At 66.8% G+C, this 24,422-nt stretch carries 22 protein-coding genes; 13 read left to right on the top strand and 9 right to left on the bottom strand.

Translation table 11 applies throughout. From position 1 onward, the window contains the following. Window positions 1-93 precede the first annotated feature (93 nt). From AC07M7_RS17655 to hglS, 9 genes are all read left to right on the top strand, one after another. A complete protein-coding gene (locus AC07M7_RS17655) occupies window positions 94-1,584 on the top strand; it encodes a transglutaminase-like domain-containing protein (RefSeq protein ID WP_495207951.1) in 1,491 nt (496 codons plus the stop codon). 51 nt (window positions 1,585-1,635) lie between these two features. Further along, window positions 1,636-4,635 (top strand): TonB-dependent receptor, encoded by a 3,000-nt coding sequence (locus tag AC07M7_RS17650; protein WP_495207950.1) that lies wholly within the window; start codon window positions 1,636-1,638, stop codon window positions 4,633-4,635. Window positions 4,636-4,662: 27 nt separating this feature from the next. Then, a complete protein-coding gene (locus AC07M7_RS17645; RefSeq protein WP_495207949.1) occupies window positions 4,663-6,213 on the top strand; it encodes a serine hydrolase domain-containing protein in 1,551 nt (516 codons plus the stop codon). Next, the gene (locus AC07M7_RS17640; RefSeq protein WP_495207948.1) at window positions 6,146-6,859 is read left to right on the top strand and encodes a M15 family metallopeptidase; all 714 of its coding nucleotides are present in this window, start codon (window positions 6,146-6,148) and stop codon (window positions 6,857-6,859) included. Before AC07M7_RS17645 ends, AC07M7_RS17640 begins: the two co-directional genes overlap by 68 nt. 532 nt (window positions 6,860-7,391) lie before the next feature. After that, a complete protein-coding gene (locus AC07M7_RS17635; protein WP_253079823.1) occupies window positions 7,392-7,763 on the top strand; it encodes a hypothetical protein in 372 nt (123 codons plus the stop codon). A gap of 232 nt (window positions 7,764-7,995) precedes the next feature. Further along, complete coding sequence (locus tag AC07M7_RS17630; RefSeq protein ID WP_004139214.1) at window positions 7,996-8,406, top strand: EF-hand domain-containing protein; 411 nt, start codon at window positions 7,996-7,998, stop codon at window positions 8,404-8,406. A gap of 96 nt (window positions 8,407-8,502) precedes the next feature. Continuing rightward, window positions 8,503-9,255, top strand: a complete 753-nt coding sequence (locus tag AC07M7_RS17625) for an HAD family hydrolase (RefSeq protein ID WP_253079822.1) — start codon at window positions 8,503-8,505, stop codon at window positions 9,253-9,255. 31 nt (window positions 9,256-9,286) lie between these two features. Beyond that, window positions 9,287-9,775, top strand: coding sequence for a hypothetical protein (locus AC07M7_RS17620; RefSeq protein ID WP_253079821.1), 489 nt, complete (start codon window positions 9,287-9,289; stop codon window positions 9,773-9,775). 204 nt (window positions 9,776-9,979) lie between these two features. After that, a complete protein-coding gene (gene hglS, locus AC07M7_RS17615; protein WP_428710424.1) occupies window positions 9,980-11,344 on the top strand; it encodes a 2-oxoadipate dioxygenase/decarboxylase HglS in 1,365 nt (454 codons plus the stop codon). Window positions 11,345-11,463: 119 nt separating this feature from the next. Here hglS and scpC read toward each other — a convergent pair whose 3' ends face one another. Beyond that, the gene (scpC, locus tag AC07M7_RS17610) at window positions 11,464-12,978 is read right to left on the bottom strand and encodes a succinyl-CoA:acetate CoA-transferase ScpC (RefSeq protein ID WP_495207947.1); all 1,515 of its coding nucleotides are present in this window, start codon (window positions 12,976-12,978) and stop codon (window positions 11,464-11,466) included. A 384-nt stretch (window positions 12,979-13,362) separates the two neighbouring features. Here scpC and glnE point away from each other — a divergent pair, with 384 nt between their 5' ends. Continuing rightward, complete coding sequence (gene glnE / locus AC07M7_RS17605; RefSeq protein ID WP_495207946.1) at window positions 13,363-16,158, top strand: bifunctional [glutamate--ammonia ligase]-adenylyl-L-tyrosine phosphorylase/[glutamate--ammonia-ligase] adenylyltransferase; 2,796 nt, start codon at window positions 13,363-13,365, stop codon at window positions 16,156-16,158. Window positions 16,159-16,465: 307 nt separating this feature from the next. Here the strand turns inward: glnE and AC07M7_RS17600 are convergent, their stop codons facing one another. The 6 genes from AC07M7_RS17600 to AC07M7_RS17575 form a co-directional block, all read right to left on the bottom strand. Further along, window positions 16,466-17,026, bottom strand: a complete 561-nt coding sequence (locus tag AC07M7_RS17600) for a queuosine precursor transporter (RefSeq protein WP_136639534.1) — start codon at window positions 17,024-17,026, stop codon at window positions 16,466-16,468. A gap of 74 nt (window positions 17,027-17,100) precedes the next feature. Then, the gene (locus AC07M7_RS17595) at window positions 17,101-17,613 is read right to left on the bottom strand and encodes a hypothetical protein (RefSeq protein ID WP_295554861.1); all 513 of its coding nucleotides are present in this window, start codon (window positions 17,611-17,613) and stop codon (window positions 17,101-17,103) included. A 32-nt stretch (window positions 17,614-17,645) separates the two neighbouring features. After that, on the bottom strand, window positions 17,646-18,149 hold the full coding sequence (locus tag AC07M7_RS17590) for a hypothetical protein (RefSeq protein ID WP_495207945.1): 504 nt from the start codon (window positions 18,147-18,149) through the stop codon (window positions 17,646-17,648). A 19-nt stretch (window positions 18,150-18,168) separates the two neighbouring features. After that, on the bottom strand, window positions 18,169-19,020 hold the full coding sequence (locus AC07M7_RS17585) for a DUF2145 domain-containing protein (protein WP_253079212.1): 852 nt from the start codon (window positions 19,018-19,020) through the stop codon (window positions 18,169-18,171). A gap of 48 nt (window positions 19,021-19,068) precedes the next feature. Further along, the gene (locus AC07M7_RS17580) at window positions 19,069-19,299 is read right to left on the bottom strand and encodes a hypothetical protein (RefSeq protein WP_046984459.1); all 231 of its coding nucleotides are present in this window, start codon (window positions 19,297-19,299) and stop codon (window positions 19,069-19,071) included. 154 nt (window positions 19,300-19,453) lie between these two features. Next, the gene (locus AC07M7_RS17575; protein ID WP_482997318.1) at window positions 19,454-20,413 is read right to left on the bottom strand and encodes a mitochondrial fission ELM1 family protein; all 960 of its coding nucleotides are present in this window, start codon (window positions 20,411-20,413) and stop codon (window positions 19,454-19,456) included. A gap of 127 nt (window positions 20,414-20,540) precedes the next feature. Here AC07M7_RS17575 and AC07M7_RS17570 point away from each other — a divergent pair, with 127 nt between their 5' ends. Together AC07M7_RS17570 and AC07M7_RS17565 are read left to right on the top strand one after the other, a co-directional pair. Then, on the top strand, window positions 20,541-21,131 hold the full coding sequence (locus AC07M7_RS17570; protein WP_004139510.1) for a malonic semialdehyde reductase: 591 nt from the start codon (window positions 20,541-20,543) through the stop codon (window positions 21,129-21,131). A gap of 75 nt (window positions 21,132-21,206) precedes the next feature. Next, the gene (locus AC07M7_RS17565; protein ID WP_005415047.1) at window positions 21,207-21,914 is read left to right on the top strand and encodes a YceI family protein; all 708 of its coding nucleotides are present in this window, start codon (window positions 21,207-21,209) and stop codon (window positions 21,912-21,914) included. Between the two features lie 138 nt (window positions 21,915-22,052). On the opposite strand, the gene AC07M7_RS17560 is transcribed toward AC07M7_RS17565, so the two are convergent. Then, window positions 22,053-22,454, bottom strand: coding sequence for a hypothetical protein (locus tag AC07M7_RS17560; protein WP_046984456.1), 402 nt, complete (start codon window positions 22,452-22,454; stop codon window positions 22,053-22,055). A gap of 209 nt (window positions 22,455-22,663) precedes the next feature. On the opposite strand from AC07M7_RS17560, the gene AC07M7_RS17555 reads away from it, so the two are divergent. Next, window positions 22,664-23,497 carry a hypothetical protein gene (locus AC07M7_RS17555; RefSeq protein WP_495207944.1) on the top strand — a complete coding sequence of 278 codons (834 nt, stop codon included), beginning with the start codon at window positions 22,664-22,666 and terminating at the stop codon, window positions 23,495-23,497. Between the two features lie 73 nt (window positions 23,498-23,570). Here the strand turns inward: AC07M7_RS17555 and AC07M7_RS17550 are convergent, their stop codons facing one another. After that, entirely contained in the window at window positions 23,571-24,368 is a 798-nt protein-coding gene (locus tag AC07M7_RS17550) for a siderophore-interacting protein (protein ID WP_495207943.1), read from the bottom strand. Window positions 24,369-24,422: the final 54 nt, after the last annotated feature.

Genomic DNA, 24,422 nt, shown 5'->3' with positions numbered 1-24,422 from the left:
TTCCTTTCGGCGTCGAAAGCAAGAATAAATTATTGACCGGTCTCCCGGCCCGTGTTACACAGCCGTTACCACCCGCGCTTGGGAAGTGTCGCTGTGGATCCTGCCGTTCGCAAACTGCGTCTGCCTGCTGCTGCCGGCCTGAGTGCTGCGCTGCTGCTGTGCGCGTGGTCGGCGGGAGCGGAGCCGCCACCCTCGGCCATCCAGTTCGCGCAGGTGGTGCAGATGATCGATGCCGGGCGGTTCTCCGAAGCCGGCAGCGAACTGGATACCTGGTCGGCTGCCGACGCAGCCGAGCCTGGCGTCAGCGAACAGGACATCGGCTTCCAGCAGGAGCGCATGCGGCGAATCCGTCTGGATTTCTCCTTGGACCAAGCCGCTGCCAAGGCGGCGGTGCGGCGCTGGATTCCCGACCTGACTGACGAAGAATTCGCGCGCTGGGACCAGCTTGGCCTGATCGAACATCTCGATATCGACGGCACGCGCTGGTACTTCAAACGCGCACCGTCGAACCTGTTCCTGCTCAGCGACCAAGCGCGCGCACGCCGCCGCGCAGATGCGCCGCTGCCGGCGCCCGGCCCGAACGAAGTGCTCAATGCACACCATGCGCGCGTGATCGCGGCGGCCGAACAGAGTGGCCAGGCCTCGGTGCTGCCGCAGCGCATCGAATTCACCCAGTCGCTGACGGTCAAGGCCGATGCGGTGCCTGCCGGTGAAATGGTTCGAGCGTGGATTCCATACCCGCGCGGAATTCCTGGCCAGCAGGAGCAGGTGCAGTGGCTGGGCAGCACCCCCGGCAGCGCGCGCGTGGCACCGGCCAGCACTCAGCAGCGCACCGCTTATCTGGAAGCAAAGGCGGTGGCTGGGCAGCCGATGCGCTTCGAGATCCGCTACGCGCTGACGATCTTCGCGCGCCACACCGCGATCGATCCGGCCAAGGTGCAGCCGACACCGGCCGACCCGGCACTGAAACCCTACCTGTCCGAGCAGCTGCCGCATGTGCGCTTCGCCCCGGCGCTGAAGCTGTTTTCCGACCAGGTGTTGCAGGGTGAAACACGCCCATACGAAGTGGTGCGCAGGCTGTTCGCCGCGGTCGATCGCATTCCGTGGGCCGGCGCGCGCGAATACTCCACCATCAGCAACATCAGTGATTACGCATTGCGCGCCGGCCATGCCGACTGCGGACAACAAACCTTGCTGCTGATCACGCTGCTGCGCATGAACGGCATTCCCGCGCGCTGGCAGTCGGGCATGGTGTTCTCCGACGATGGCAGCGGCTACAACAACCTGCATGACTGGGGGCAGGTCTACCTGGCGCCGTATGGCTGGCTGCCGATGGACGTGACCACTGGTGCGCTGGCCAGCGATACGCCCGCCCTGCGTGATTTCTACCTCGGTGGCCTCGACGGCTACCGCATCGCCTTCAACGACGATTTCGGCCAGGCCCTGGTGCCGGCCAAGCAGTACTACCGCTCGGAAACGGTCGACTCGCAGCGCGGCGAGGCCGAGTGGGCAGGCGGCAACCTGTACTTCGACCAATGGAACTACGACTTCCAGTGGCGGGTACTGCCAGCCGGGCAACGCTAGCGCGACACACCACCCACACCACCATTCAATTCTTGCAGGAGAGAGCAGGGGATGAAGGCTTACACCATCAAGCGGGCGGCCTTGTGCATCGCCCTCGGCACGTGCCTGGCAACACTGGCACCCAGCGCACTGGCACAGGATGGTGCCGTGGTCGGTCGCCTTACCAGCGACGCCGGCAGCGTACCCGCAGGCGCCACGGTCACCGTACGCAATCCGGCAACCGGCTTTGTGCGTTCCGTGCAGGCCGACAGCAAGGGCAGCTACCGTATCCCGCTGCTGCCGGTCGGCACCTACGACATGGAGGTGAGCCTGCCGGGCGGCGCGGCCAGCCGCGTGGGCCAGGTTACGGTCGGCCTGGGCAGTGCAACCACGGTGAACGTGCCGCTGGGTGCGGTCAGCACGCTGGGCACGGTCGAGGTGCGCGCTCCGCAGGTAGTGTCGATGGTGGACGTGAAGTCCACCGAATCAGCCACCAACATCACTCGCGAGGAACTGGCGCGGTTGCCGGTGGATCGTGACATCACCGCAGTGGCGCTGCTGGCGCCTGGCGCAGTGAAGGGCAAGGGCTCACTGGGCGGCCAGGGCATCTCATTCGGCGGCTCGTCGGTGGCCGAGAACACGGTCTACATCAACGGCCTGAACGTCACCGATTTCTACAACCGGGTCGGCTTCTCGTCAGTGCCGTTTGCCTTCTACCAGGAATTCCAGGTCAAGACCGGCGGTTACTCGGTGGAGTTCGGGCGCAGCACCGGCGGCGTGATCAATGCTGTTACCCGCTCGGGCAGCAACGAGTTCAAGGCGGGCGCCGAGCTGGTGTTCGAACCGCGCGCGTGGCAATCGCAGGCACGCGATCGTTATGACGGCACCGGCAGCCGCTACATCAGTGCTCGCCAGGACGACTACAGCCGCAGTGCGCTGAACGTGTTCGCCTCCGGCGCGCTGGTGCAGGACAAGCTGTTCTTCTTCGGCATGTACGAAGCCCGTGACTATCGGCCGAAATCCACCAACGATGCCGGCACGTTCCTCAACCAGGGCAAGGCCGATGAACCCTTCTGGGGCGGCAAGCTGGACTGGCAGATCACCGACAACCAGATGCTGTCGCTGTTCGGCTTCTCCGACCGCAACAAGACCCTCACCGATGTCTATCGCTACGACTACGGCAGCGGCGACATCATCGGTGAGCGCAGCAACCAGGTCGTCAATACCGTGGGCGGAAAGAACTGGTCGGGCACCTACAGCTGGCAGGTCAACAACGATCTGACCATGAAGCTGATGTATGGCGAGAACAAGCGCAACCGCGTGCAGAGCTCGCTGATGGACGACAACTGCAACCGCGTGTTCGACAACCGCACCGCGGCCGACGGCATTCCGCCCAGCCTGCAGGGTGACCGCAGCTGCACCAGCAGCTCGCAGCTGGAATCGGCGCTGGATACGCGCAAGGCGGCCCGCGCCGACTTTGAATGGTCCATCGGCAATCACCTGCTGCGCTTCGGCCTGGATCGCGAGGAGAATACCTCCGACTACGAGCGCGCCTATCCTGGCCCCGGTGGCCTACGTTATGACATCTACTACCGCACGCCAGGCAGCCCGCTCAATGGCGGTACGGTACCGGCCAGCGGCCTGGTGGCACGCACGCGCCGCTATGAAGTGGCCGGCTCGTTCGAGACCATCAACTCGGCGTATTACCTGGAAGACAACTGGCAGGTCACCCCGAACTTCCTGCTCAACATCGGTGCACGGGTGGAGAGCTTCGACAACAAGGGTGGCGACGGCGACAGCTACATCAAGATCGACAACATGGTCGCGCCACGCCTGGGCTTCTCGTGGGATGTGCGTGGCGATGGCACCACCAAGGTGTTCGGCAACCTGGGCCGCTACTACCTGCCGGTGGCCAACGTCATCAACATCAAGCAGGCCGGCGGCTTCCTCGATGAGCGCACCTGGTATGAGTTCCTGGGCTACACCGGTGCCAGCAACAACGTTCCCAACCTGGGCGCGCAGATCGGCCCGGTCGACAACTCGCAGGGCGATGGCAGCGTGCCGGACCTGCGTGCGGAAGTGAACCGCGACATGGACCCGGTCTACCAGGATGAAGCCATCCTGGGTTTCCAGCACATGCTGAGCGCGTCGTGGTCGGTTGCCGCCAGCGTCACCTACCGGCGCCTGCACAACGCCATCGATGACATGAACATCACTGCTACCGGTCAGTGTGGTGCGATCGACGGCGTGTGGATCATGGGCAATCCGGGGCGCACCAACAGGGTGTGGGGCGATACCAACTGCGATGGCAGCAACGATGGCTGGATCGACATCGACACCTCCAAGGAAGGCTGGGCGCTGTACGACGATGATGGCAACTACGTGGGCCAGCGCGGCTGGGTGAAGCCCAAGCGTGACTACAAGGCGCTGGAGCTGCAGGTCGACCGGGCATGGGACGGCAAGTGGGGCTTCAATGCGTCGTACACCCTGGCCTATGGCCGCGGCAACGCCGAAGGCCCGGTGAATTCGGATACCGACTTCGCCGATGCCGGCCGCACCGAGAACTTCGACAACCCGTGGGTCAACTACCGGGGCTATGGCTACCTGGCCAACGACCGCCGCCACCAGTTCAAGTTCCGTGGCAGCTACGCGTTGACCGAGAACCTGAGCGTGGCCGCGACCCTGGGCGTGCAGTCGGGCAGCCCGATCACCCGCTTCGGCGCCGGCAACCCGTTCGACGACACCGACTTCCACAGCTACTACGTGTGCGTGTCCAACTGCCAGTCGACGGTGCCGTCCGAGCGCGTCTTCGTGCATTCGCCGCGCGGTGGCGACGGCCGCACGCCGTGGACCTACGACCTCGATGTGAGCGTGTCCTACAAGGTGCCGATTCCCACCGATCTTCGTCTGAAGCTGGCGGTGTACAACGTACTGAACCAGCAGCGCGTGGTCACGGTGGACCAGGATTACGAGCCGCAGGACAGCATCGGCACGCCCAATCCGATGTATGGCTACGGTACCGGCTTCCAGTCGCCGCGCTATGCGCAGCTGACCGTGACCTGGGCCTACTGAGCTGAGGTCCCGGAGATCAAGGCGCCCATGTACAGCGTGCTGATTCTGGCGTCCTTGGCGGTTCCTTCCGCTTCGGCGGTCGATACCGCATCCATCGATGCGGATATCGCCGCCGTGGTCCGCGTCGAGCATCTGCCCGGGCTGGCCATGGCAGTAGTCGAGAACGGGCGCGTGGTCTATCGCCATGCCGAAGGGGCACGCGGTGATGGAGGCCGCATCGATGACGACACGCTGTTCAAGATTGCCTCCAACAGCAAGGCGATGACCGCCGCGCTGCTGGCACGGCTGGTGCAACAGGGCAAGCTGCGCTGGGACGATCCAGTGCAGCGGCATCTGCCAGGCTTCCGAATGCATGACGCGTGGGTCGGCCGGCAGATGCAGGTACGCGATCTGCTGATCCACAACAGTGGGCTCGGATTAGGTGCCGGCGATCTGATGCTGTGGCCGGAGCCGAACACGTTCACCCGCGCCGATATCATCGCCGGACTGGCGCACCTGAAGCCGGTCAGCAGCTTCCGCAGCCACTATGCCTACGACAACCTGATGTACGTGGTGGCCGGTGAAGTGGCTGCTGCGGCCGGTGGCAAACCGTACGACCAGCTGATGCGGGAGCAGGTGTTTGAACCACTGGGCATGACGCGCTGCCAGGTAGGGGCATGGTCGGTGAAGCGCGTGGGCAATGTGGCGCAGCCGCACGCCTGGCGTGGTGAACGCAACGAGGTGGTGAACGCCGACGGTGAGACCAGCCCTGACCTGCCGTCGATGGCAGCTGGCGGCATCCGCTGTTCGCTGCGTGACATGACGCGTTGGATGCAGGTGCTGCTGGATCCTGCCCTGGTGCCGGACTGGCTGGGCAACGAGCAGCGGCGCACGTTGTGGACCCTGCACATGCCGATGCCGCTGGGTGAGCGCCAGCGGCGCTGGGACAACGCACACTTCCATGGCTACGGCTATGGCTGGCGGGTGTCCGACATGGATGGACAGTGGAAGGTGGCGCACACCGGCACGCTGTCGGGCATGTATTCGTCGCTGGCGCTGCTGCCCGACCGCAAGGTGGGCGTGGTGATGCTGATCAATGGCGAAGGCGAGGACGCGCGCACGGCGTTGATGCAGGCTGCGCTGAAGCGCTTCACTACGCCGGACGATGCGAGCCCGGCGGATGTCTATCTGGCCGAACTGAAGGGCGAGAAGGCAACGCGGGCAGCGGCCGGACACCGGCGGCCAGCCGTCGCTGCGGCGAAGGAGACAAGCGGTGCCGATCTGTCGCGCTGGCAGGGCCGCTACAGCGATCCGTGGCTGGGCCCGGCCTCACTGTGCCCGGGCGCGGACGGCCTGCGCTTCAGCGTGGAAAAGTCGCCAAAGCTGCAGGCCACGGTGCTGCAGTTGCAGGGGCGTTGGCTGCTGCGCTGGGATACGCTGGGCGACGACGCGCAGGCGTGGCTGCAGCCCGGTGACGGTGCGCCGCCCACGCTGGACCTGCGTGCCATCGACCCGGACATCGACTTCAGCTATGACTTCCAGGACCTGCATTTCACTCGTACTGGCGATTGCCCTGGCGGCGAGCGCCAGCGCCGCTGAGCCGCCGCGCGTTTCGTTGGCCACCGATGCGGCCAGCGCCGGCCTGGTCGAGATCCGTTCGCTGTCGCCAGGCATCGAGATGGACATCCGCTACGCCGGCGCCAACAACTTCACTGGCGCGCGCGTGCCGGGCTACGAGGCACCGTCCTGCTATCTGCTGGCGCCGGTGGCGAAGGCGCTGGCGCAGGTGGAACAGGACCTGCGCGCGGATGGCTTTGGCCTGCGCCTCTACGACTGCTACCGGCCGGTGCGTTCGGTGCAGGCCTTCATGGCCTGGGTGAACGACCCCAGCGAGCTTTCGCGGAAGGCGCTGCAGTACCCGGACCTGGACAAGGCGCGCCTGCTGGCCGACGGCTACATCGCCGAGCGCTCCGGCCACAGCCGCGGCGCCACGGTCGATCTCGGTCTGCTGGACTGCCGCAACGGCCGCTGCAAGCCGATGGACATGGGTACCGACTTCGATTTCTTTGGCCCGCGTGCGCATACGCAGACGAGCGGACTGAGCGATGCACAGCAGGCCAATCGGCAGCAGCTGGTAAGCGCGATGGCCCGGCGAGGCTTCGCCAACTACCCGAAGGAGTGGTGGCACTACACCCTGCAGCCCGAACCGGACCCCGGCACCGCGTACGACGTGCCAGTGCTTTAGGGGGTATCGGCAGGGCTGCGCCCTGCACCTGCAGAGGCAACGGCAACGGCCGAAGCAACAGCTGGCATTCCGTGGGATGGCGGGGTGGGTCCGGTTGCGTGGGACGCTGCAAGTACGTCCATGTAAGCTCGGTCGCCGCATCCATGCGGCTCACGCCCCCGCAACCGGACCCACCCCGCCTTCGACAATTCCTCGCGCGGCCCATTGTAGAGCCGAGCCCATGCTCGGCTGCTCTTTGTTCAATCGTCGAATTATTCGATTTCGATGGAGATTCATCCACGCATGGCGTGGATCTACTGGCCACCGGGAAACCGTCGAAGGCGGGGCACTGTGAGTCTGCGGGGTGTGAGCCGCATGGATGCGGCGACCAAGCCCCCATGGATGGGTTCACGGCGGCCCCGCACACTCACAGTGCCCCGCCAACCCTCAGTATGCCGCTTTGGCTTTGGCTGTTGCTTGAAGCCTCGGCAGGTGCAGGGTGCAACCCTGCCGATACCCTTACACTGGCCGCCATCCCACCGTTGCCCACCCGATGAACCTTCCCCTGCACTTCGGCCTGCTCGGTACCCTGGAAGCCGGCGCCATCGCCCTGCTGGTCGGGCTGCTGGTGTACTTCCTGTGGTCGCAACTGTGCCGGCTTCTGCACTGGACGGTCGGCCACGCGATCGGCTGGTCGTGTGTCATCGCCGTGATCATCTCCGCCGGCATCGATGCCTGGAAGCTGTTCTACATGGGCATCGTGCGCCTGGAGTCGCCGCTGTATGCGCGCCTGTTCCTCGCCACCATCCACGATCCGAACGAACTCGGCAGCCGCGTGGTGCTGGAAATCGCCGGTGCGCTCGCCGGTGTTGCCCTCGGATGGGTGATGTTCAGTTCGCGGTCATCGGAACAAACCGTCGACTGACGCAGGTTTTTCGTTCGTACCCGGTTAAATCCAGGCGCGCTGAATGCGCAGCTTATGAGCCACTCACTCCCCCCTAACCACCGCGCTAATGCATGCGCGCGAGCCAGTGGTTAATCGTGCGTGTGGAGGCGGATCATGGCCCAAAATCGATTCAGAAAGGCGGTGGCAGGGTAGGTGCCGTGCGGAGACAACACGCCGCGCAACACCACCCAATTGGTAGGAGACACCCCTGATGACTATTCGCAACCGCAAGCCCCTGATCGCCCTGATCGTCGCCGCCGGCAGCGTGCTGGCCATTCCGGCGATGGCCCAGTCGGCCAAGCAGCAGGCCGCGCAGGCACAGAACGAGGCTGCACAGGCGCAGCAGTCTGCAGCGCAGGCAGGGCAGGCCGCTGACCAGGCGACCAATGCGGCCGCGGCGGCTTCGGCGCAGGCCAATGGCGGTGGCCAGACCTGGGCCAGCATCGATACCGATGGCAACGGCACCATCAGCAAGACCGAGGCACAGGTGAACGCAGGCCTGGCCCAGGTGTTCGACCAGGCCGATACCAACAAGGACGGCGAACTGAGCGCCGATGAGTACAAGGCCTACGTGGCCGCGCAGCAGGCCGGTGCGGGTGCCGGCGCGGCGCAGGGCCGCTGATCCACGCCTGATTTCGGGAAGACCGGTGCATGGGGACCCGGGCGGCTGCGGCCGCCCGGGTTTTTCTCGTCATCGCCGCCCCTGTATCCTTGCGCGATGAACACCTCCACGCCTGCGCCGTCGCGCGCCATCGGCCTGGTCGGTTTTGACGGTGACGATACGCTGTGGAAGAGCGAGGACTACTACCGCAAGGCCGAGCAGGATTATCTTGACCTGCTGTCGCGCTACGTCGACGTGCATGACACCCAGACCGCGCGTCACCTGCTGGAAGTGCAGCAGCGTCATCTGGGTACCTTCGGCTACGGCGTGAAGAGCATGACGCTGTCGATGATCGAAGCGGCCATCGACATCACCGGCCAGCGCATCGAGGCCAAGGACATCCAGCGCATCCTGGAGATCGGCCACGACACTCTGCGCCACCCGGTCGAGCTGATCGACGGCGTGCGTGAAGCGGTGGCTGCGATCGCCGAAGATTATCCGGTGGTGCTGATCACCAAGGGCGACCTGTTCCACCAGGAAGCCAAGATCAAGGTCGCCAATCTCGCCGAGCTGTTCCCGCGCATCGAGATCGTCTCGGAGAAGGACCCGGAAACCTACGCCCGCGTGCTGGCCGAATTCGACCTGCCGATGCAGCGCTTCGTGATGGTCGGCAACTCACTGCGTTCGGACATCGAGCCGGTGGTGACCCTGGGCGGCTGGGGCGTGCATACCCCGTACGCAGTGACCTGGGCACACGAGACCCAGCACGGCGTGGCCGACGACGAACCGCGCATGGTCACCGCCGACACCGCCCACGATTGGCCGGCCGCACTGGCGGCGATCGAGGCCAAGGCCTCGGCGGCGGCCTGACAGGACCCGGCGGCTGCGGCAGAATCGGGGCATGAACCTCCGACTGCGCGCACTGTTGTTGTCCCTGCTGCTGGCGCCGGCCACCGTGCTGGCCCAGCAGACCGCCGAGCGCTCGGCGGCCTACGAGGTGGAAACCGGCGACAGCTGGGTCGATGCCCAGCTGCAGGACGTCAATCACTACGCCGAACGCTACCCGGACGCCTTCCTCGACGAAGTGTCGCGTTATGCCAGCGTGCCGCGCGGCTACATCAGCGCGCTGTTCACCACCCATGGCTGGCAGGCCGGGGACATCTACTTCGCCTGCTTCTGGGCCAAGGCCAGCGGCCAGACCTGCCGCGACAGCGTGCGCGCCTTCAGTCAGGACCCGGAGGGCGGTTGGGAGGCGGTGGTGAAGCGCATGCCGACCAAGCCGGACAATCTGCATTACCGCGCCGTGCGCCACGCCATCGTGGCCAGCTACCAGCACTGGGACCGGCCGATCACCCTGGATGCCACCCTGAAGCGCCAGCTCAAGCGGTAGTGCTGGCCGCTGCCTGATTCTGGTGGGTGCGAACCTTGGTTCGCACGCCTTTTGCTCCTTCCCCCCCAGACCAGTGCGAACCAAGGTTCGCACCCACCAGGCCTACCGGGCTGGGCGCCATGTTGCTCTGCATATCGCCGCCGCGCCGCGCTCCGGCGACAATACGGGTTCGAGCTGTTCCCCGTTCCCGTAATCGAGTGACTGATGAGCGCCTCTTTCGTTTCGCCTGATGTGATCCGCCGCCTGTTCGCGCAGGCCATGTCCCGCATGTACCGCACCGAAGTGCCGTTGTACGGCACGCTGGTGGAACTGGTGGAGCGGATCAACGCGCAGGTGCTGGAGCAGGACCCGGCGCTGGCCGCGCAGCTGCAGCGCAACGACGAGCGTGCGCGCCTGGACGAAGAGCGCCACGGCGCGATCCGCGTCGGCACCGTGCAGGAGCTGGCCACGCTGCGCCGCCTGTTCGCGGTGATGGGCATGTACCCGGTCGGCTACTACGACCTGTCCGTGGCCGGCGTGCCGGTGCACTCCACCGCATTCCGCCCGCTCACCGGCGCGGCGCTGGCGCAGAACCCGTTCCGCGTGTTCACCTCGTTGCTGCGCCTGGAGCTGATCGAAGACGAAGCGCTGCGCGCCGAATCAGCGAAGATCCTTGCCCGCCGCCGCATCTTTACCGATGGCGCGCTGGCGCTGATCGACCAGGCTGAGCGTGACGGTGGCCTGTCGCAGGCCGATGCCGGGCGCTTCGTCGATGAAGCACTGGAAACCTTCCGCTGGCACGGGGATGCCACCGTCGATCTGCCGACCTACCACGCGCTGCACAACGCGCACCGGCTGGTGGCCGACGTGGTCAGCTTCCGCGGCCCGCACATCAACCACCTGACCCCGCGTACGCTGGACATCGACGCCGCACAGGCTGCAATGATCGAGCACGGCATGGCGGCCAAGGCGGTGATCGAAGGGCCGCCGCGCCGCGCCTGCCCGATCCTGCTGCGCCAGACCAGCTTCAAGGCGCTGGAAGAAGCCGTGCATTTCCCGGACAGCGAGGGGGGGGATGCCGGTACGCATACCGCGCGCTTCGGCGAGATCGAACAGCGTGGCCTTGCCCTGACCCCGAAGGGCCGCGCACTGTACGATCAGCTGCTGTCGCAGGCACGCGATGCCGGTGGCGAAGGCAGCACCGGTGGCGGCTACGGCCACCGCCTGCAGGCGGTGTTCGCCAGCTTCCCGGATGACCATGACACGCTGCGCCAGGAAGGACTGGGTTACTACCGCTACCAGCTGACCGACGCCGGCCGCGCCGCACCGGAGCGCGTGGCCGACCTGCCGGCCGAAGTGCTGGTGGCCGCAGGCCTGGCCACGGCCGACCCGATCGTCTACGAGGATTTCCTGCCGGTCAGTGCCGCAGGCATCTTCCAGTCCAACCTGGGCGGTGAAGAACAGCGTGCGTATGCCGCACACGCCAACCGCGAGGCCTTCGAGCAGGCGCTGGGCGTGGCGGTGAATGATGAGTTCGAAATCTACGAGCGGCTGCAGGCCGAATCGCTGGCGGCGCTGCGCACCGCGTGAAGGTAGAGCCGGCCGCTGGCCGGCTGTTCTGGGGAGCCGGCCAGCTGCCGGCTCTACCCGATGTCCGTACCTGGGGTCAGAGCCCTTTCCAATGGAAAGGGATCCGACCCCGACGGCAATCAGCCCTTCATCGTGCCGGTATCCAGCCAACGCTGGTGCCACGACAGCGCTTCCGGCAGCAGGTGTGGGGTGTGCTTGCCGTAGCTTTCGCGGCTGGCACGGTCGAAGTAGTCCTGCAGCTGCGCGCGGAAATCCGGGTGCGCGCAGTTGTCGATCAGCACCTGCGCGCGCTTGCGCGGGGTCAGGCCACGCAGATCGGCCAGGCCCTGTTCGGTCACGATCACCGACACGTCGTGCTCGGTATGGTCCACATGACTGGCCATCGGCACGATCGCCGAGATGGTGCCGTTCTTCGCGGTGGACGGGCTCAGGAACGCCGACAGGAAACCGTTGCGCGCAAAGTCACCTGAACCGCCGATGCCATTCATGATCCGGGTGCCCATCACGTGCGTCGAATTGACGTTGCCGTAGATGTCCACCTCGATCATGCCGTTCATGCCGATGCAGCCGAGGCGGCGCACCAGCTCCGGATGGTTGGAGATTTCCTGCGTGCGCATGATGATGCGCTCGCGATAGAAATCGATGTTCTCCTTGAACGTCTCGTTGGCCTGCGGGCTCAGCGCGAAGCCGGTGCACGAAGCGTAGCTCAGCACTCCGTCACGCAGCAGATCGAGCATGCCGTCCTGGATCACTTCGGTGAACGCGGCCAGGTCGCGGAAGCCGCTCTTGGCAAGGCCGGCCAACACCGCGTTCGGAATATTGCCCACGCCCGACTGCAGCGGCAGCAGGTTCGGCGGCAGGCGGCCCTTCTTCACCTCGTGCTTGAGGAATTCGATCAGGTGCGAAGCGATCTGCTCGCTGGTCACATCGATCGGGCTGAATGGGCTGTTGCGGTCCGGGCCGTTGGTGCGCACCACGGCCACGATCTTGTCCGGGTCGCAGCGCAGCGCGGTGTCACCGATGCGGTCGTTGGCGTTCACCAGCGGAATCGGCTTGCGGTGCGGCGGCAGCGCTGTGCCGTAGTAGATGTCATGCATGCCGTCGACGCCGGCCGGCTGCCATTCGTTGACCTCGACGATCACCTTCTTGGCCAGGTCCAGCCAGGTCTTGTTGTTGCCGACCGAGGTGGACGGCACCAGCGAACCGTCTTCGCGGATGGCCGAGACTTCGATCACGGCGGTATCGATCTCGCCATAGAAACCGAACCACACATGCTGGGCCACGTGGCTGAGGTGGATGTCGATGTAGTCCAGCTTGCCCTCGTTGATGCGGTTGCGCGCATCCGGGTCGCTCTGGAACGGCATGCGCATGGCGATGCCATCGGCCTTGGCCAGCGCGCCATCGAGTTCCGGCGCAGTGGAGGCGCCGGTCATCAGGCTGATCTGGAAGGGCAGGCCCTGGGCGTGCACCGCTTCGATGCGGCGGGCCAGTTCGACGGGAACAGCCTTGGGGTAACCAGAGCCGGTAAAGCCGCTCATGGCCACGGTTTCACCGGGCTGGATCAGCGCGGCTGCGGCCTCTGCGGAGACCACGCGGTCACGGAGACGCGCGTTGGCGATGCGATCAACAGACATGACGACACGTGTTGCTGGGGGGAATCCCGATTATCGGCCATCCCCCGCCGTACGGGGGGTTCTACCTTCGTGGAATGGCTTTTCCCGCAGGGGTCACCCAAACCCGCCGGTTTTGTTTTGCAGTGCAGCGTGCAAAGTGCTTTCGCAGCCCGCACGATGGACCTGCATCCCGACGTGGGGGAGGGAGCAGAGCCCGCTGGCAGTTCGCTGCAAGCGGGCTTTTTTATTGCCTGTCGCCCAGTATGAATGCGCGGTCTCGATTATCGGTAGTGCCGGCCGCTGGCCGGCAACTGCGGGAGGCTGCGGCGGAATCATCGGATCTGCCGGCCAGCGGCCGGCACTACCGGGTCCGTTGCGTCCCGGCCGGGTCGATACAATCAGCCCATGACCCTCGCCCCCGCTGACCTGCCCGCCTCCCTGCAGCCCCTTGTCGACCGCGCTTTGGCCCGTCTGGCCCAGGTCCTGCCCGAGCCCGTCCCGGCCGACCTGCTGCCGTTGCTGAACCAGCTGGCGGTGGCCAGCGACTTCGCGCTGGACACCCTCGTGCGGCAACCGGCCTTGCTGGCACAGCTGGCCGCCCCCGGCTGCCCGCCGATCCCGGCGCCGGTGCTCGATCCGCTGCAGCCCAGTGACTGGCCGGCGCAGATCCGGCGCTGGCGCACTGCGATGTCCACGCGGCTGATCTGGCGTGACCTGGCCGGCCTCGACGACGTGCCGCAGACCCTCGCCGGTGCCACCACCCTCGCCGAGGACTGCCTGCGGCTGGCACTGGACGCCCTGCAGCAGGAATTCGCCCAGCGCCACGGTGTGATCGCCGATGAACACGGCACGCCGCAGCAGCTGGTGGTGTTTGGCCTCGGCAAGCTCGGCGGTGGCGAGCTCAACTTCAGCTCCGATGTGGACCTGGTCTACGCCTATCCGCAGGGCGGTGAATCCGATGGACCGCGTCCGTTGGCGGCCGAAGAGTATTTCGCCCGCCTCGGCCAGCGCCTGGCCAAGCTGCTGGACGAAACCACCGTCGATGGTTTCAGCCACCGCGTCGACCTGCGCCTGCGTCCGTTCGGTAGCGCCGGCCGCGTTGCGCTGTCGTTCGCGGCGATGGACCAGTATTTCCAGCGCGAGGGCCGCGACTGGGAACGCTATGCCTGGCTGAAGGCGCGCGCGGTGGCCGGCGACATCGATGCCGGCGAGGCGTGGCTGCAGACGCTGCGCCCGTTCGTGTACCGCCGCTACCTGGACTTCACCGCGCTCGACGGCCTGCGCGAGATGAAGGCGGCCATCACTGCCGAAGTCGCGCGCCGGGAACTGCACGACGACATCAAGCGCGGCGCCGGAGGCATCCGCGAAATCGAATTCCTGTGCCAGGCGCTGCAGCTGATCCGCGGTGGCCGTGAACCGGCACTGCGCGAGCGTCGCCTGCTGGTGGCGCTGGACGCACTGGTGGCCGCCGGACAGATCGCGCCCGAGGATGGCAGCGCGCTGCGCGAGGCCTACCTGTTCCTGCGCCGATTGGAAAACCGCCTGCAGATGCTGCGTGACGCGCAGACCCATGTGCTGCCCAATGATGCACTCGACCGCGAACGCATCGCCGTGGGTCTGGGCTATCCGGATTGGGACGTGCTGCGTGCGGCGCTGGCGGAACAGCAGCAGCGGGTCAGTACTGAATTCGCCGCGCTGCTGGCGCCGCGCAAGGGCCAGGCCGCGCCCGACGCCCTGTCCAACTATTGGCGCAGCCTGCCCGAAGGCAGCAATGCACCACTGCTGGCCGAAGCCGGTTTCCTCGATGCCAACGGCGCCGACCAGTCGCTGCGCGATTTCGCCCAGGGCACCGGCGTGAAGTCGTTGTCCGATGCCGCGCGTGCGCGGCTGGATCGCGTACTGCCTGCGCTGTTGCATGCGGCCACGCGCTCGCCACAGCCCGATGCCGCGCTGAAGCGCGTGCTTGGCCTGCTGCAGGCGGTGCTGCGCCGGACCAGCTATCTCGCCTTGCTGGACGAACAGCCCAGCGCACTGGCGCGGCTGGTAGACGTGCTGGCGCGCAGCGCGTTGCTGGCCGAGCGCCTGGCAGCGTATCCGCTGCTGCTGGACGAACTGCTGGACGTGCGCGTGTCCGGGCCGATGCCGGATGCCGCTGGCATGCTGGCCGAGTGCCAGCAGGTGCTGACGGTGGAAGATCCCGAATCCGCGCTGCGTTGGCTCAATGAAACGCGGCTGGCACTCAGCTTCCGCATGGCGATGGCCACGCTGGATGGCCGCCAGGGCGCGGTCGACAGCACGCGTCAACTGGCCGAGCTGGCGCAGGCCGTGGTGGTCACCGTGTTGGCGATGGCCGAAGCGGACATGCACGCCGCACACGGCGAGATTCCTGGCGGGCGCTTCGCGATCATCGGCTATGGCAGCCTCGGTGGTCTGGAGCTGGGCTTTGGTTCCGATCTGGACCTGGTGTTCCTGCACGACAACCCGGCCGGCGTGGATGCCAGCGATGGGGCACGGCCGCTGGAACCGGGGCGCTGGTACGCACGCCTTGCGCAGAAGGTGATGGCGCTGCTCGGTGCAGTCACCGCCGCCGGCCGCCTTTACGACATCGACGTTCGCCTGCGCCCGGATGGCGGCAAGGGCTCACTGGTCTCTTCGCTGGCCAGCTACACCGAATACCAGCGCGAGCGCGCGTGGACCTGGGAACACCAGGCTTTGGTGCGCGCGCGGGGCGTGGCCGGTGATGCCGGTCTGCTGGCCGACTTCGAACAGGTGCGTGCGCAGACGCTGGGCCGCGAACGCGACACGGGTGTGCTGTACGCGGACGTGCTGAAGATGCGCGGCCGCATGCGCACCGAACTGGACCGCAGCGATGCCGCGCGGCTGGACCTGAAGCAGGGTGCCGGTGGCGTGGTGGACCTGGAGTTCCTGCTGCAGACCGGCGTGCTGGCGCGTAGCGCGCAGCATGTAGCGTTGCTGCAGCCGCGCGACACGCCGTCGTTGATCGATGCGCTGGCGGTTGTTGGTTTCCTGCCGGAAGACACCGCACAGGCGCTGCATGGAGCGCATGCCACGTTGCTGGACGTGGGCCTGGCCTGTACGCTGGACCGGCGGCCGCGACTGGCACCGACGACGCCGGCGATTGAAGAGGCATGTGCCGCGATTGCGGCGGCGTGCATCGCCGCGGAGCTGCCGTTCGCCTGAAGGTTGCACCCACCAGAGCAATGGCCTGGCGATGACCCGCCGGATCAATGATCTGACCGTTGGCCTGCCGTTGGTAGGTGCCAACCTTGGTTGGCACAACCCATCAGCGTTCATGATCCTGGCAACGGCGTGCCAACCAAGGTTGGCAGCTACTGGATCAATGGCCCGGCGATCGCCCGCCGGATCAATGATCTGACTGTTGGCCTGTTGTTGGTAGGTGCCAACCTTGGTTGGCACAACCCATCCGCGTTCATGACCCCGGCAACAGCGTGCCAACCAAGGCTGGCACCTACCAGAGCGACAGCGGTCAGCCGGCCGCGCGCAGCGGCGCCATCTTCCACAACAACGCGCGGAACGGGGCCAGCAGGCACACGCCGATCGCCAGCTTCACCGCCAGGTCGCCGGCGGCCCAGCTCACCCACGGCAGGGTCGAACCGGCAAACGCGATCGACCAGAAAATGGTGGTATCCACCGTCGCGCTGCAGGTAGTGGCCACCATCGGTGCACGCCACCAGCTGCCACGGCGCAGGCGGTCGAACACGGTGATGTCCAGCAGCTGCGCCACGATGAAGGCCGAGCACGAGGCAATCGCGATGCGCGGGGTGGCCACCCAGATCGACAGCAGTACCGCCACCGCGAAACCAATCCACGCCACGCGGCGGGCAGGGCCCGGGCCGAAGCGGCGGTTGATCAGGTTGCTGACCAGGAACGCGACCGGGTAGCTGAAAGCACCCCAGGTCAGCCAGTCGTTGATCGGGTACTGCACCAGCACGTTGGACAGCAGCACCACCGCGCCCATGGCCAGTACCGCCAGCACCAGGGCGCGGGCGGTCAACGGGGCAAACACAGGGGCAGGACGCACGGACATGGCGAGCCAGGGGACAAAGGGGATCGCCCATTATCCGCCCGGCCCGGGGCAATGCCAAAACCGGTCGTTCAGCTTTACAGCGCTTCGCTCATCACGTCGCCGGCGGCATAGGCGGTGGGCACATAGGCCAGCGCCTGGCCCTGCGCGCTCTTCACGGTCCAGCCGGCACCGGCCTCGGTGGGGTCGAAATGCACCTGCTGGCCGACCACGAAGGCCGCCGTCTGGTCCTCATGCACGCGCGCCGGCCAGCGCAGCGTGGCGGTCTGGTCGGCCTTGTCGGGCACCTGCAGCTGCACCTGGCGTTCGCCCGCCGCCGTGGTCTCCACCTTCTTCACTTCCATCGGTGGCAGCGGTACCGCCTTGGTGCGGTGGGCTTTCTCACGGCGCTCGCTGGCCTTGAACGGCGCCTTCGACAATTCAGACAAGCCCGCCGACGCAGCGAGGGGCACTGACACCACGATCAGCGAGGTGATCAGCACGCTGGCCTCGCTGCTGTTCAACTGCGGCGCAGCGCCGGCATGGACGGTGGGCACCACCAGCGCCGAAAGCAGCAGGGCAGTGGCGGGAACGCGCAGGCAACGGAACATGGAGACCTCCTGGTCAGGGTGGGGACGGCGGCTCAGCGCCGGGTATCGAAGATGTCGCGCGGGCCGGTGGCCTCGGGCAGGTATTCCAGCGGGCGGCCCTGGTTGTCCTTCAGCTGCCAGCCCTGGTCGGAACCGGTCGGCTCGAAGTTCACGGTCTGGCCCACCGTGAACTGCACGGCCGGATCGCCGATGCCGCGCGGGTACTGCATGGATGCGGTGTTCTGCGGATCGTTGGCATCACGCAGCAGCACTTCGCGGCGGCCATCCACGGTGGTGGCGATGGCGCTCACCTGCATCTGCGGCAGCTTGATCTGCTGCTGACGGGCCAATGGGCGACCCGCGTCGGCTGCATCCTGGGCTTCCTTCGCCGCTGCCGCGCGGGCCGACGTCACCATCTGCGTGGACATCTCCAGGCTCGGCCCCTGCGGGCCCGGGTCGTGGATGATCACGATGCGGCGTTCGGCGTGGGCGGCGGTCGAGCAGGCCAGGCCGGTGAGAATCAACAGCGGCATCAGGACAGCGTGCGAAAGGCGCATCTCGTTCTCCTTGCGGGATTCAGGGGCTGGCTGCGGCGGCACCTGCCACCGGCACGTGAGGGATCACCAGTTCCTGCTGCAGCTGGCTGCGCTGGTGCAGGAAATCGAACACCGATTCCACCGTCACCACCGAATAGTTGCCGGAGATGCGCTCGCCGGCCGGATGGTCGGTGGTGGTGGCGTTGGCCACGAACAGGCGCGCACCCACGCGCTTGCCCAGGCCGATATGCAGCACGCTGGGCTGGTACTTCTGCTGGCGCAGCCACTGCTGGGCCTGTTCGCGCTTGACGATGGCCGGCGCGCCATCGGCCTGCGCCATCGCCGCCGCCAGCACTTCCAGCACCCACTGGTTGGAGTTCTGGTAGTCGGTGGCGAACGGGTAGGCGACCACGTTGTACCTGGTTTCGTGCAGCGCCTTTGGCTGGATCGACGGCGACACCAGCATCGCCTTCAACGCGGCACGCAGCGGCGCCGACGGCACGCCGATGCGCAGGTCGGTATGGCCGCCGCTCTCGCCGACGAAGTTGCCCAGCCCTTCGTGGTACAGCTGCGAGCTGTCGGTCTTGCAGCGGTTGAGCAGGTGCATCGCGCGCCAGCGGCCATCGTCCTCGCGCAGCAGGAAGGCCAGATGGCTGTGACGCAGGCCGTAGCGGCTCAGGTCCTGGCCACCCCTTGCGGCGACCACCACATCCACATCGGGCAGCGCATCCAGGCGCTCGGCGGTGGTCCAGGCCACGTCCAGCATCGCCGCTTGCGAGGCCACGCTCGGGTAGCGCTCGCGGCACTCGGTGCTGTTGGCCCATGCCGGTGCGGTCGCCAGCAGGCTGGCGATCAGCAGCGCGGCGCGGGGCAGGCTGGAGAAACGATCCATGTCGATACCTTCAACGGCGGGCAGGCCCGCGCGCCGATCATACGCCGGTCAGCGCAGCGGGCGGTCCACGCCCTTGCGCTTGAGTTCCCGGTCACAGGCGTCGCTGATCGGCGCGATCGGCAGCGGTGGGCGCTCGCCAGTCTTCGGATCGCGCAGCGCTGGCTGTTCGCGGTATGCATCCAGCTGCTGCTGGCACTGGTAAGAAATCGGGTCCAGCTCGGTGGGCGTGGTGGAGCAGGCAGCGAGCAGGGCCAGGGGCAGCAGGAGCAGGGTACGCATGAAGACGTTCAGTGTGATGGGGGAAGCTGGACTCTAACCGCGCAGGCGGATCCAAATGTTCAGAAATCGCTGGACGAACGGGTAGTGCCGGCCGCTGGCCGGCAATGGCAGGGTCTTCGGTAATGCATACAGCGTTGCCGGCCAGCGCCCGGCACTACCTCAATGCCAAACGCTGCTTCACTTCCGCAGCGATCCGCGCCGTTTCGCGCAGCGGCTCGATGCGGTCGTACTGCCAGTCCAGCCAGTGCGCCTGCAGTCGCCCGCGCTCGCGCAGCTGCTGCTGGAAACGTGCCAGCCGCCCCTGCGCGGTATCAGCCAGCGCCACCATCACCGGCATGCGCGTGGCACAGGCTTCAGAAAGCAGGTTCACCGAATCGGGCGAGACGACCACGCGGTTGGACCAGCCCAGCAGGCCCGCGTACGGGTTCACGCCATCGCCGCCATCGCCCCAGATCACATGTGGCAGGTCGGCGAACTTCGCGCGCAGGATCTCGGCCAATGCCGGTGGCGTGCGCCGCGAAGTCGTGGCCAGCAGGCTGCCGCCCTCAGCGCGGATCTGATCGGCCAGCGCCTGGAACACGCCCACCATCGCTGCCTCGTCCCACGGGGCCAGCGGCGTCGGTCCACCCACCAGCAACGCGGTGCGCGGGCCGGGCAGGGTGCTGAAGCTGGCGAACGCGGCACGACCCCAGGCCAGCCAGTCGTCGTCCACCGGGTTGAGGCTGCCGAGCAGGGTCAGCACATTGCTGCCACGCAGAGCATCGTGCTCGGGCACCACCACCATGTCCCAGTGGCGGGCGCTGATGCGCGGGTCGAGGATCTGCACCACCTGGCTGCCACGCGCACGCAGCACGCGCAGGGCGCCGGCGGACTGGCGGCCACAGCCGATCGCCAACGGCGGGGCGTCCGCAGCCAGCGTCGCAAATGCCTCGCCGTAGCCGTCCACATCGCCCGGCAGGCGCCGTGGCGACAGCCAGCGCCAGGGCGCACGGGGCTGCAGGACCAGCGGCTGATGGGTACCCAGACGCAGCGCCGAGGCCAGCGCGACCGCCTGGCGGACATTGCCGGCACGGCCGTCAGTGACCGTCCAAGGCGCGCTCGATCGTTTCACCATTGGCATTAATTCGTTTCAGTCCTGCTGGGTGTTGCAACAGTCGCGACACTCTACACTGCGGCTCGTCGATTCGCCCCGCGCCGCCCGCGGGCACTGACCTTCCCTTAGCCGCCCTGGAGATCCACTGATGTCCCACGCGCTCGACGCTGCTGCCCTCGACCAGCTGTTCCGCACTGCCCGCACCCAGAACGCCTTCCTCGACAAGCCGGTCCCGGCCAGCCTGCTGCAGGAACTGTACGACCTGGTGAAGTGGGGCCCGACCGCGGCCAACACCACGCCGGCCCGTTTCGTCTTCGTCACCTCGAAGGAAGCCAAGGCCAAGCTGGCCCCGGCCCTGTCCGAAGGCAACCATGACAAGACCATGGCCGCCCCGGTCACCGTCATCATCGGCTTCGACCTGGACTTCCACGAGAAGCTGCCGTACCTGTTCCCGCACACCGATGCCAAGGCCTGGTTCGACGGCCCGCAGGAAGGCCGCCACGAAGCCGCCATCCGCAACGGCAGCCTGCAGGGTGCCTACCTGATCCTGGCCGCGCGCGCGCTGGGCCTGGACGCCGGTCCGATGTCCGGCTTCGATGCGGCCAAGGTGGATGAAGCCTTCTTCGCCGGCACCTCCATCAAGTCGAATTTCCTGGTCAACCTGGGTTACGGTGACTCGGCGGGCCTGTTCCCGCGTCTGCCGCGCCTGTCGTTCGACGAAGCGGCGCGCATCGCGTAAGTCGCTGTATCGATTCCGGGCCGCCCCCTTGGCGGTCCCTGCTGTACCCACCCTACGATCCGGAGAGTTCCTGAGATGAGCGCCACCCGTAAACTGCTGCTGCCGCTGGCCCTGACGCTGGCCATCGCCGCCTGCTCCAAGCCGGCCGACACCGCTGCCCCGGCTGCCGATGCCGCCGCCCCGGCCACCACCGAACAGGCTGCCACCCCGGCTGCCGATGCCGCCGCTGCTGCGCCGGCCGCCGAAGCGATCAAGATCGCCTCGGGCACCTACAAGCTGGACCCGAGCCACACCGACGTGCTGGCCCAGTGGAGCCACTTCGGCTTCTCCAACCCGAGCGCGCACTTCGGCAACGTCGAAGGCACCCTGGTGTACAACGCCGAAGACGTGACCAAGTCCACCGTGGAAGTGAAGCTGCCGCTGAGCGGCCTGAACAGCTTCACCGCCAAGTTCGACGAGCACCTGAAGAGCGCCGACTTCTTCGACGCCGCCAAGTTCGCCGATGCCACCTTCAAGAGCACCAAGGTGGAAGCCGCCGGCACCAACAAGCTGACCGTTACCGGTGACCTGACCATCAAGGGCATCACCAAGCCGGTCACCCTGGATGTCACCGTCAACGGCGGCGGCGAGCACCCGATGGCCAAGGTTCCGGCCGCCGGCTTCGATGCCACCACCACCCTGAAGCGCAGCGATTTCGGCGTCGGCGCCTACGCCCCGAACGTCAGCGATGAAGTGAAGATCCGCATCACCACCGAAGCCACCGGCGAAAAGCCGGCTGCTTGATGTACCCAGCTCACTCGTCGTGAGAAGGCAGAAGGCCCGCTGAAAAGCGGGCCTTCTTTTTGGGTTCTGGTAGAGCCGGCCGCTGGCCGGCTGCGGACCTGGATTCGGTGGGTGCGGACCGTTGGTCCGCACGATCCCTCAGCGCAACGCGCCCAACCATGCAACGCACGCCTCGCTCGGGCTCTGCTTGGCCTTCACCGTCATCCCGCTCACGCGCGCGAAGGTCTGCGCGGCCTGCGCCACCACCTGGCGCGCGATCAGCGCTGCCTGCTTGGTCGCGGCCTGTTGCTTGCGCAGCTGCACGATGTTGATCGAAGGCCGGCCCACCGGCGCGTACTTCTGGTCGCGGCGCAGCACGTCGGCCACCTGCGCTACTTCGAATTCGGCCTGCAGGTAGCGGTGCTGTGCCTCCACCAGCTCACGCAGCGGTACACGCAGCGCAGCGGTGTCGGCGAAGGCGCCCAGTGCCGCGTCGCAGGCGGCGTCATCGGCAAAGCGGGTACGCAGCGCGTCCACGCTGGCCAGGGTCAGTTTGGCCATGTGGGCCTCGTTGCTGCAGGAAAGGAGCGCGATTGTCGCATTGCTTGCCGGCTGATGCGTTGAACCGGGCGGCGGAATACCTGTAGAGCCGAGCCCATGCTCGGCTCATCGCGCGCAGCGCGAGGGTTCTCCGATGGCGGAACGAAAAGCAGCCGAGCATGGGCTCGGCTCTACAATGGCCCGCTGTACCACCCACGGAAGGAAGACCCATGCAGGACACGCAGTACTGGTTGAACGAATTCTGGACGGGCCTCAGCGTGCTCGATCTGCTGGGCGGCAGCCTGCTCGGCACGTTGCTTGGCCTGGTGCTGGGCATCTTCGCCTGGCGCTGGCTGCACCGCCGCGGTTGGCTGCAGCGGCGCAAGCGCTGGCATCACTGGCTGCTGGCCAGCTACGTGGTGCTGCTGTCGCTGGCCACCGCCTTCTTCGGGCTGCAGCTGGGCTTTACTGCCGGCGCACACCGCGCGCTGTTCAAGCAGCTCGATCACTTCCAGCCGCACCTGCAGACCCTGGTGGAAGGCTGGAGCGAAGGCTTTACCGATTCACTGGACGACCCGCGCATGCGCGAGGCATTGCGCAGCCAGGGCACGGTGGGCGATGTGGCCGACACCATTGCCTCGGCCTATCTGAGCGAACATCCGTTGCCCGGCCTCGATCGTCTCGGTGACGGCCCATTGGCACGTGGCGCGGGATGGGTGATCGGCAAGGTGCGCGAGGGACTGCTGCGCGGCATGCTGGAAGACACGCTGGTGGACAAGGCCGGCACGATCGGCCTGGAGCCCAAGGTGGTGCGCGAGGCACTGACCATGCACGTGGATGAGCTGCTGCACACCCGTGGCGTGCTGCGGCTGGTGAAGGCACAGATCAACGGCATGATGCCCGGTGTTTACTTCGGGCTGCTGCTGCCGCTGCTGCTCATCGCGCTGCTGGTGGCGCTGGAGATCTGGGCCGCGCAACGGTTCGGGTGGACGCGGTGGGTGGCATCCAGCGCGGTAGTGCCGGCCGCTGGCCGGCAGCTGCAGGTTCCTGCCGAAGGTTCATGAGGTTGCCGGCCAGCGGCCGGCACTACCCATCGGAGGGCGTGCGGACCAACGGTCCGCACCTACCGTCTTTTGCTCAATCGCCGTCGGTTTCGTCCGGGTGGGCCTTCCAGTAGCCGGTCGAGCGGATCCAGTCGCGCGGCACGCCCAGGTGGCCTTCGATGAACTTGCGCATCATGCGGGCGCGGCGCGATTCGGTGGCGATCCAGTAGAAGACATCGCCGTCCGGCGCTTCGAAGTCGGTCAGCATGTCTTCCAGCAGCGTGCTGCTGGCCGCCGGGAAGCCGTTGCGCTCCAGCCAGTGGATGCGCACGTTCTCGTACTGCGGCAGGGCCTGGCGTTCGGCCTCGTCGCTCACTTCAATGAAGGCCTGCACTTCGGCGCCGTCCGGCAGCACGTCCAGCCAACGGGCGATGGCCGGCAGCGCGGTTTCATCGCCGATCAGCACATAGGCATCGTAACTGTCGGCCACCACGAACGAGCCGCGCGGGCCGCCGATCACCAGCACATCGCCAGCCTGCGCCTGCTCGGCCCACGGCCCGGCAATGCCCTGGTCGTGCAGCACGAAGTCGATGGCCAGCTCGCCGGTTTCGTGGTCCCACCAGCGCGGGGTGTAGTCGCGGGCCGGCGAGGGCTCCTTGCCGTCCGGGTAGCTGCGGCCTTCGGCGGTCAGCACCGGCAGCACCATCTCGCCGCTGGCGTTGGGGAAGAACAGCTTGATGTGGTCGTCGGCGCCGGGCGAATCGAAGCCGGCCAGATCGTCGCCACCCAGCACCACGCGGCGCATGTGCGGGGTGACCTCTTCGGTGCGCAGCACGGTCAGTTCACGGAAGCGCACATCCAGGCGCAGGCGCGTGTTGTTGTGTTCGGTCATGGGGCTACCTGTAAAGGTGTCGCGCGGGGGCGCGCGGCGTAGGGGCGACCTGGC

It is taken from the genome of Stenotrophomonas sp. GW821-FHT09E08 (assembly GCF_059416125.1).
Note: the sequence above shows the minus strand (reverse complement) of the source record. Positions and strands in the feature narration are given on the sequence as shown.

Bases quoted from the DNA above. Each gene is read 5' to 3' on its own strand.
- AC07M7_RS17620 (WP_253079821.1), top strand. From the start codon at position 9,287: ATGAACCTCCGACTGCGCGCACTGTTGTTGTCCCTGCTGCTGGCGCCG.
- AC07M7_RS17585 (WP_253079212.1), bottom strand. From the start codon at position 19,020: ATGGATCGTTTCTCCAGCCTGCCCCGCGCCGCGCTGCTGATCGCCAGC.
- AC07M7_RS17600 (WP_136639534.1), bottom strand. From the start codon at position 17,026: ATGTCCGTGCGTCCTGCCCCTGTGTTTGCCCCGTTGACCGCCCGCGCC.
- scpC (WP_495207947.1), bottom strand. From the start codon at position 12,978: ATGTCTGTTGATCGCATCGCCAACGCGCGTCTCCGTGACCGCGTGGTC.
- AC07M7_RS17650 (WP_495207950.1), top strand. From the start codon at position 1,636: ATGAAGGCTTACACCATCAAGCGGGCGGCCTTGTGCATCGCCCTCGGC.
- AC07M7_RS17635 (WP_253079823.1), top strand. From the start codon at position 7,392: ATGAACCTTCCCCTGCACTTCGGCCTGCTCGGTACCCTGGAAGCCGGC.
- glnE (WP_495207946.1), top strand. From the start codon at position 13,363: ATGACCCTCGCCCCCGCTGACCTGCCCGCCTCCCTGCAGCCCCTTGTC.
- AC07M7_RS17550 (WP_495207943.1), bottom strand. From the start codon at position 24,368: ATGACCGAACACAACAACACGCGCCTGCGCCTGGATGTGCGCTTCCGT.
- AC07M7_RS17555 (WP_495207944.1), top strand. From the start codon at position 22,664: ATGCAGGACACGCAGTACTGGTTGAACGAATTCTGGACGGGCCTCAGC.
- AC07M7_RS17560 (WP_046984456.1), bottom strand. From the start codon at position 22,454: ATGGCCAAACTGACCCTGGCCAGCGTGGACGCGCTGCGTACCCGCTTT.
- AC07M7_RS17575 (WP_482997318.1), bottom strand. From the start codon at position 20,413: ATGGTGAAACGATCGAGCGCGCCTTGGACGGTCACTGACGGCCGTGCC.
- AC07M7_RS17570 (WP_004139510.1), top strand. From the start codon at position 20,541: ATGTCCCACGCGCTCGACGCTGCTGCCCTCGACCAGCTGTTCCGCACT.
- AC07M7_RS17590 (WP_495207945.1), bottom strand. From the start codon at position 18,149: ATGCGCCTTTCGCACGCTGTCCTGATGCCGCTGTTGATTCTCACCGGC.
- AC07M7_RS17595 (WP_295554861.1), bottom strand. From the start codon at position 17,613: ATGTTCCGTTGCCTGCGCGTTCCCGCCACTGCCCTGCTGCTTTCGGCG.
- AC07M7_RS17625 (WP_253079822.1), top strand. From the start codon at position 8,503: ATGAACACCTCCACGCCTGCGCCGTCGCGCGCCATCGGCCTGGTCGGT.
- AC07M7_RS17640 (WP_495207948.1), top strand. From the start codon at position 6,146: ATGACTTCCAGGACCTGCATTTCACTCGTACTGGCGATTGCCCTGGCG.
- hglS (WP_428710424.1), top strand. From the start codon at position 9,980: ATGAGCGCCTCTTTCGTTTCGCCTGATGTGATCCGCCGCCTGTTCGCG.
- AC07M7_RS17645 (WP_495207949.1), top strand. From the start codon at position 4,663: ATGTACAGCGTGCTGATTCTGGCGTCCTTGGCGGTTCCTTCCGCTTCG.
- AC07M7_RS17580 (WP_046984459.1), bottom strand. From the start codon at position 19,299: ATGCGTACCCTGCTCCTGCTGCCCCTGGCCCTGCTCGCTGCCTGCTCC.
- AC07M7_RS17565 (WP_005415047.1), top strand. From the start codon at position 21,207: ATGAGCGCCACCCGTAAACTGCTGCTGCCGCTGGCCCTGACGCTGGCC.
- AC07M7_RS17630 (WP_004139214.1), top strand. From the start codon at position 7,996: ATGACTATTCGCAACCGCAAGCCCCTGATCGCCCTGATCGTCGCCGCC.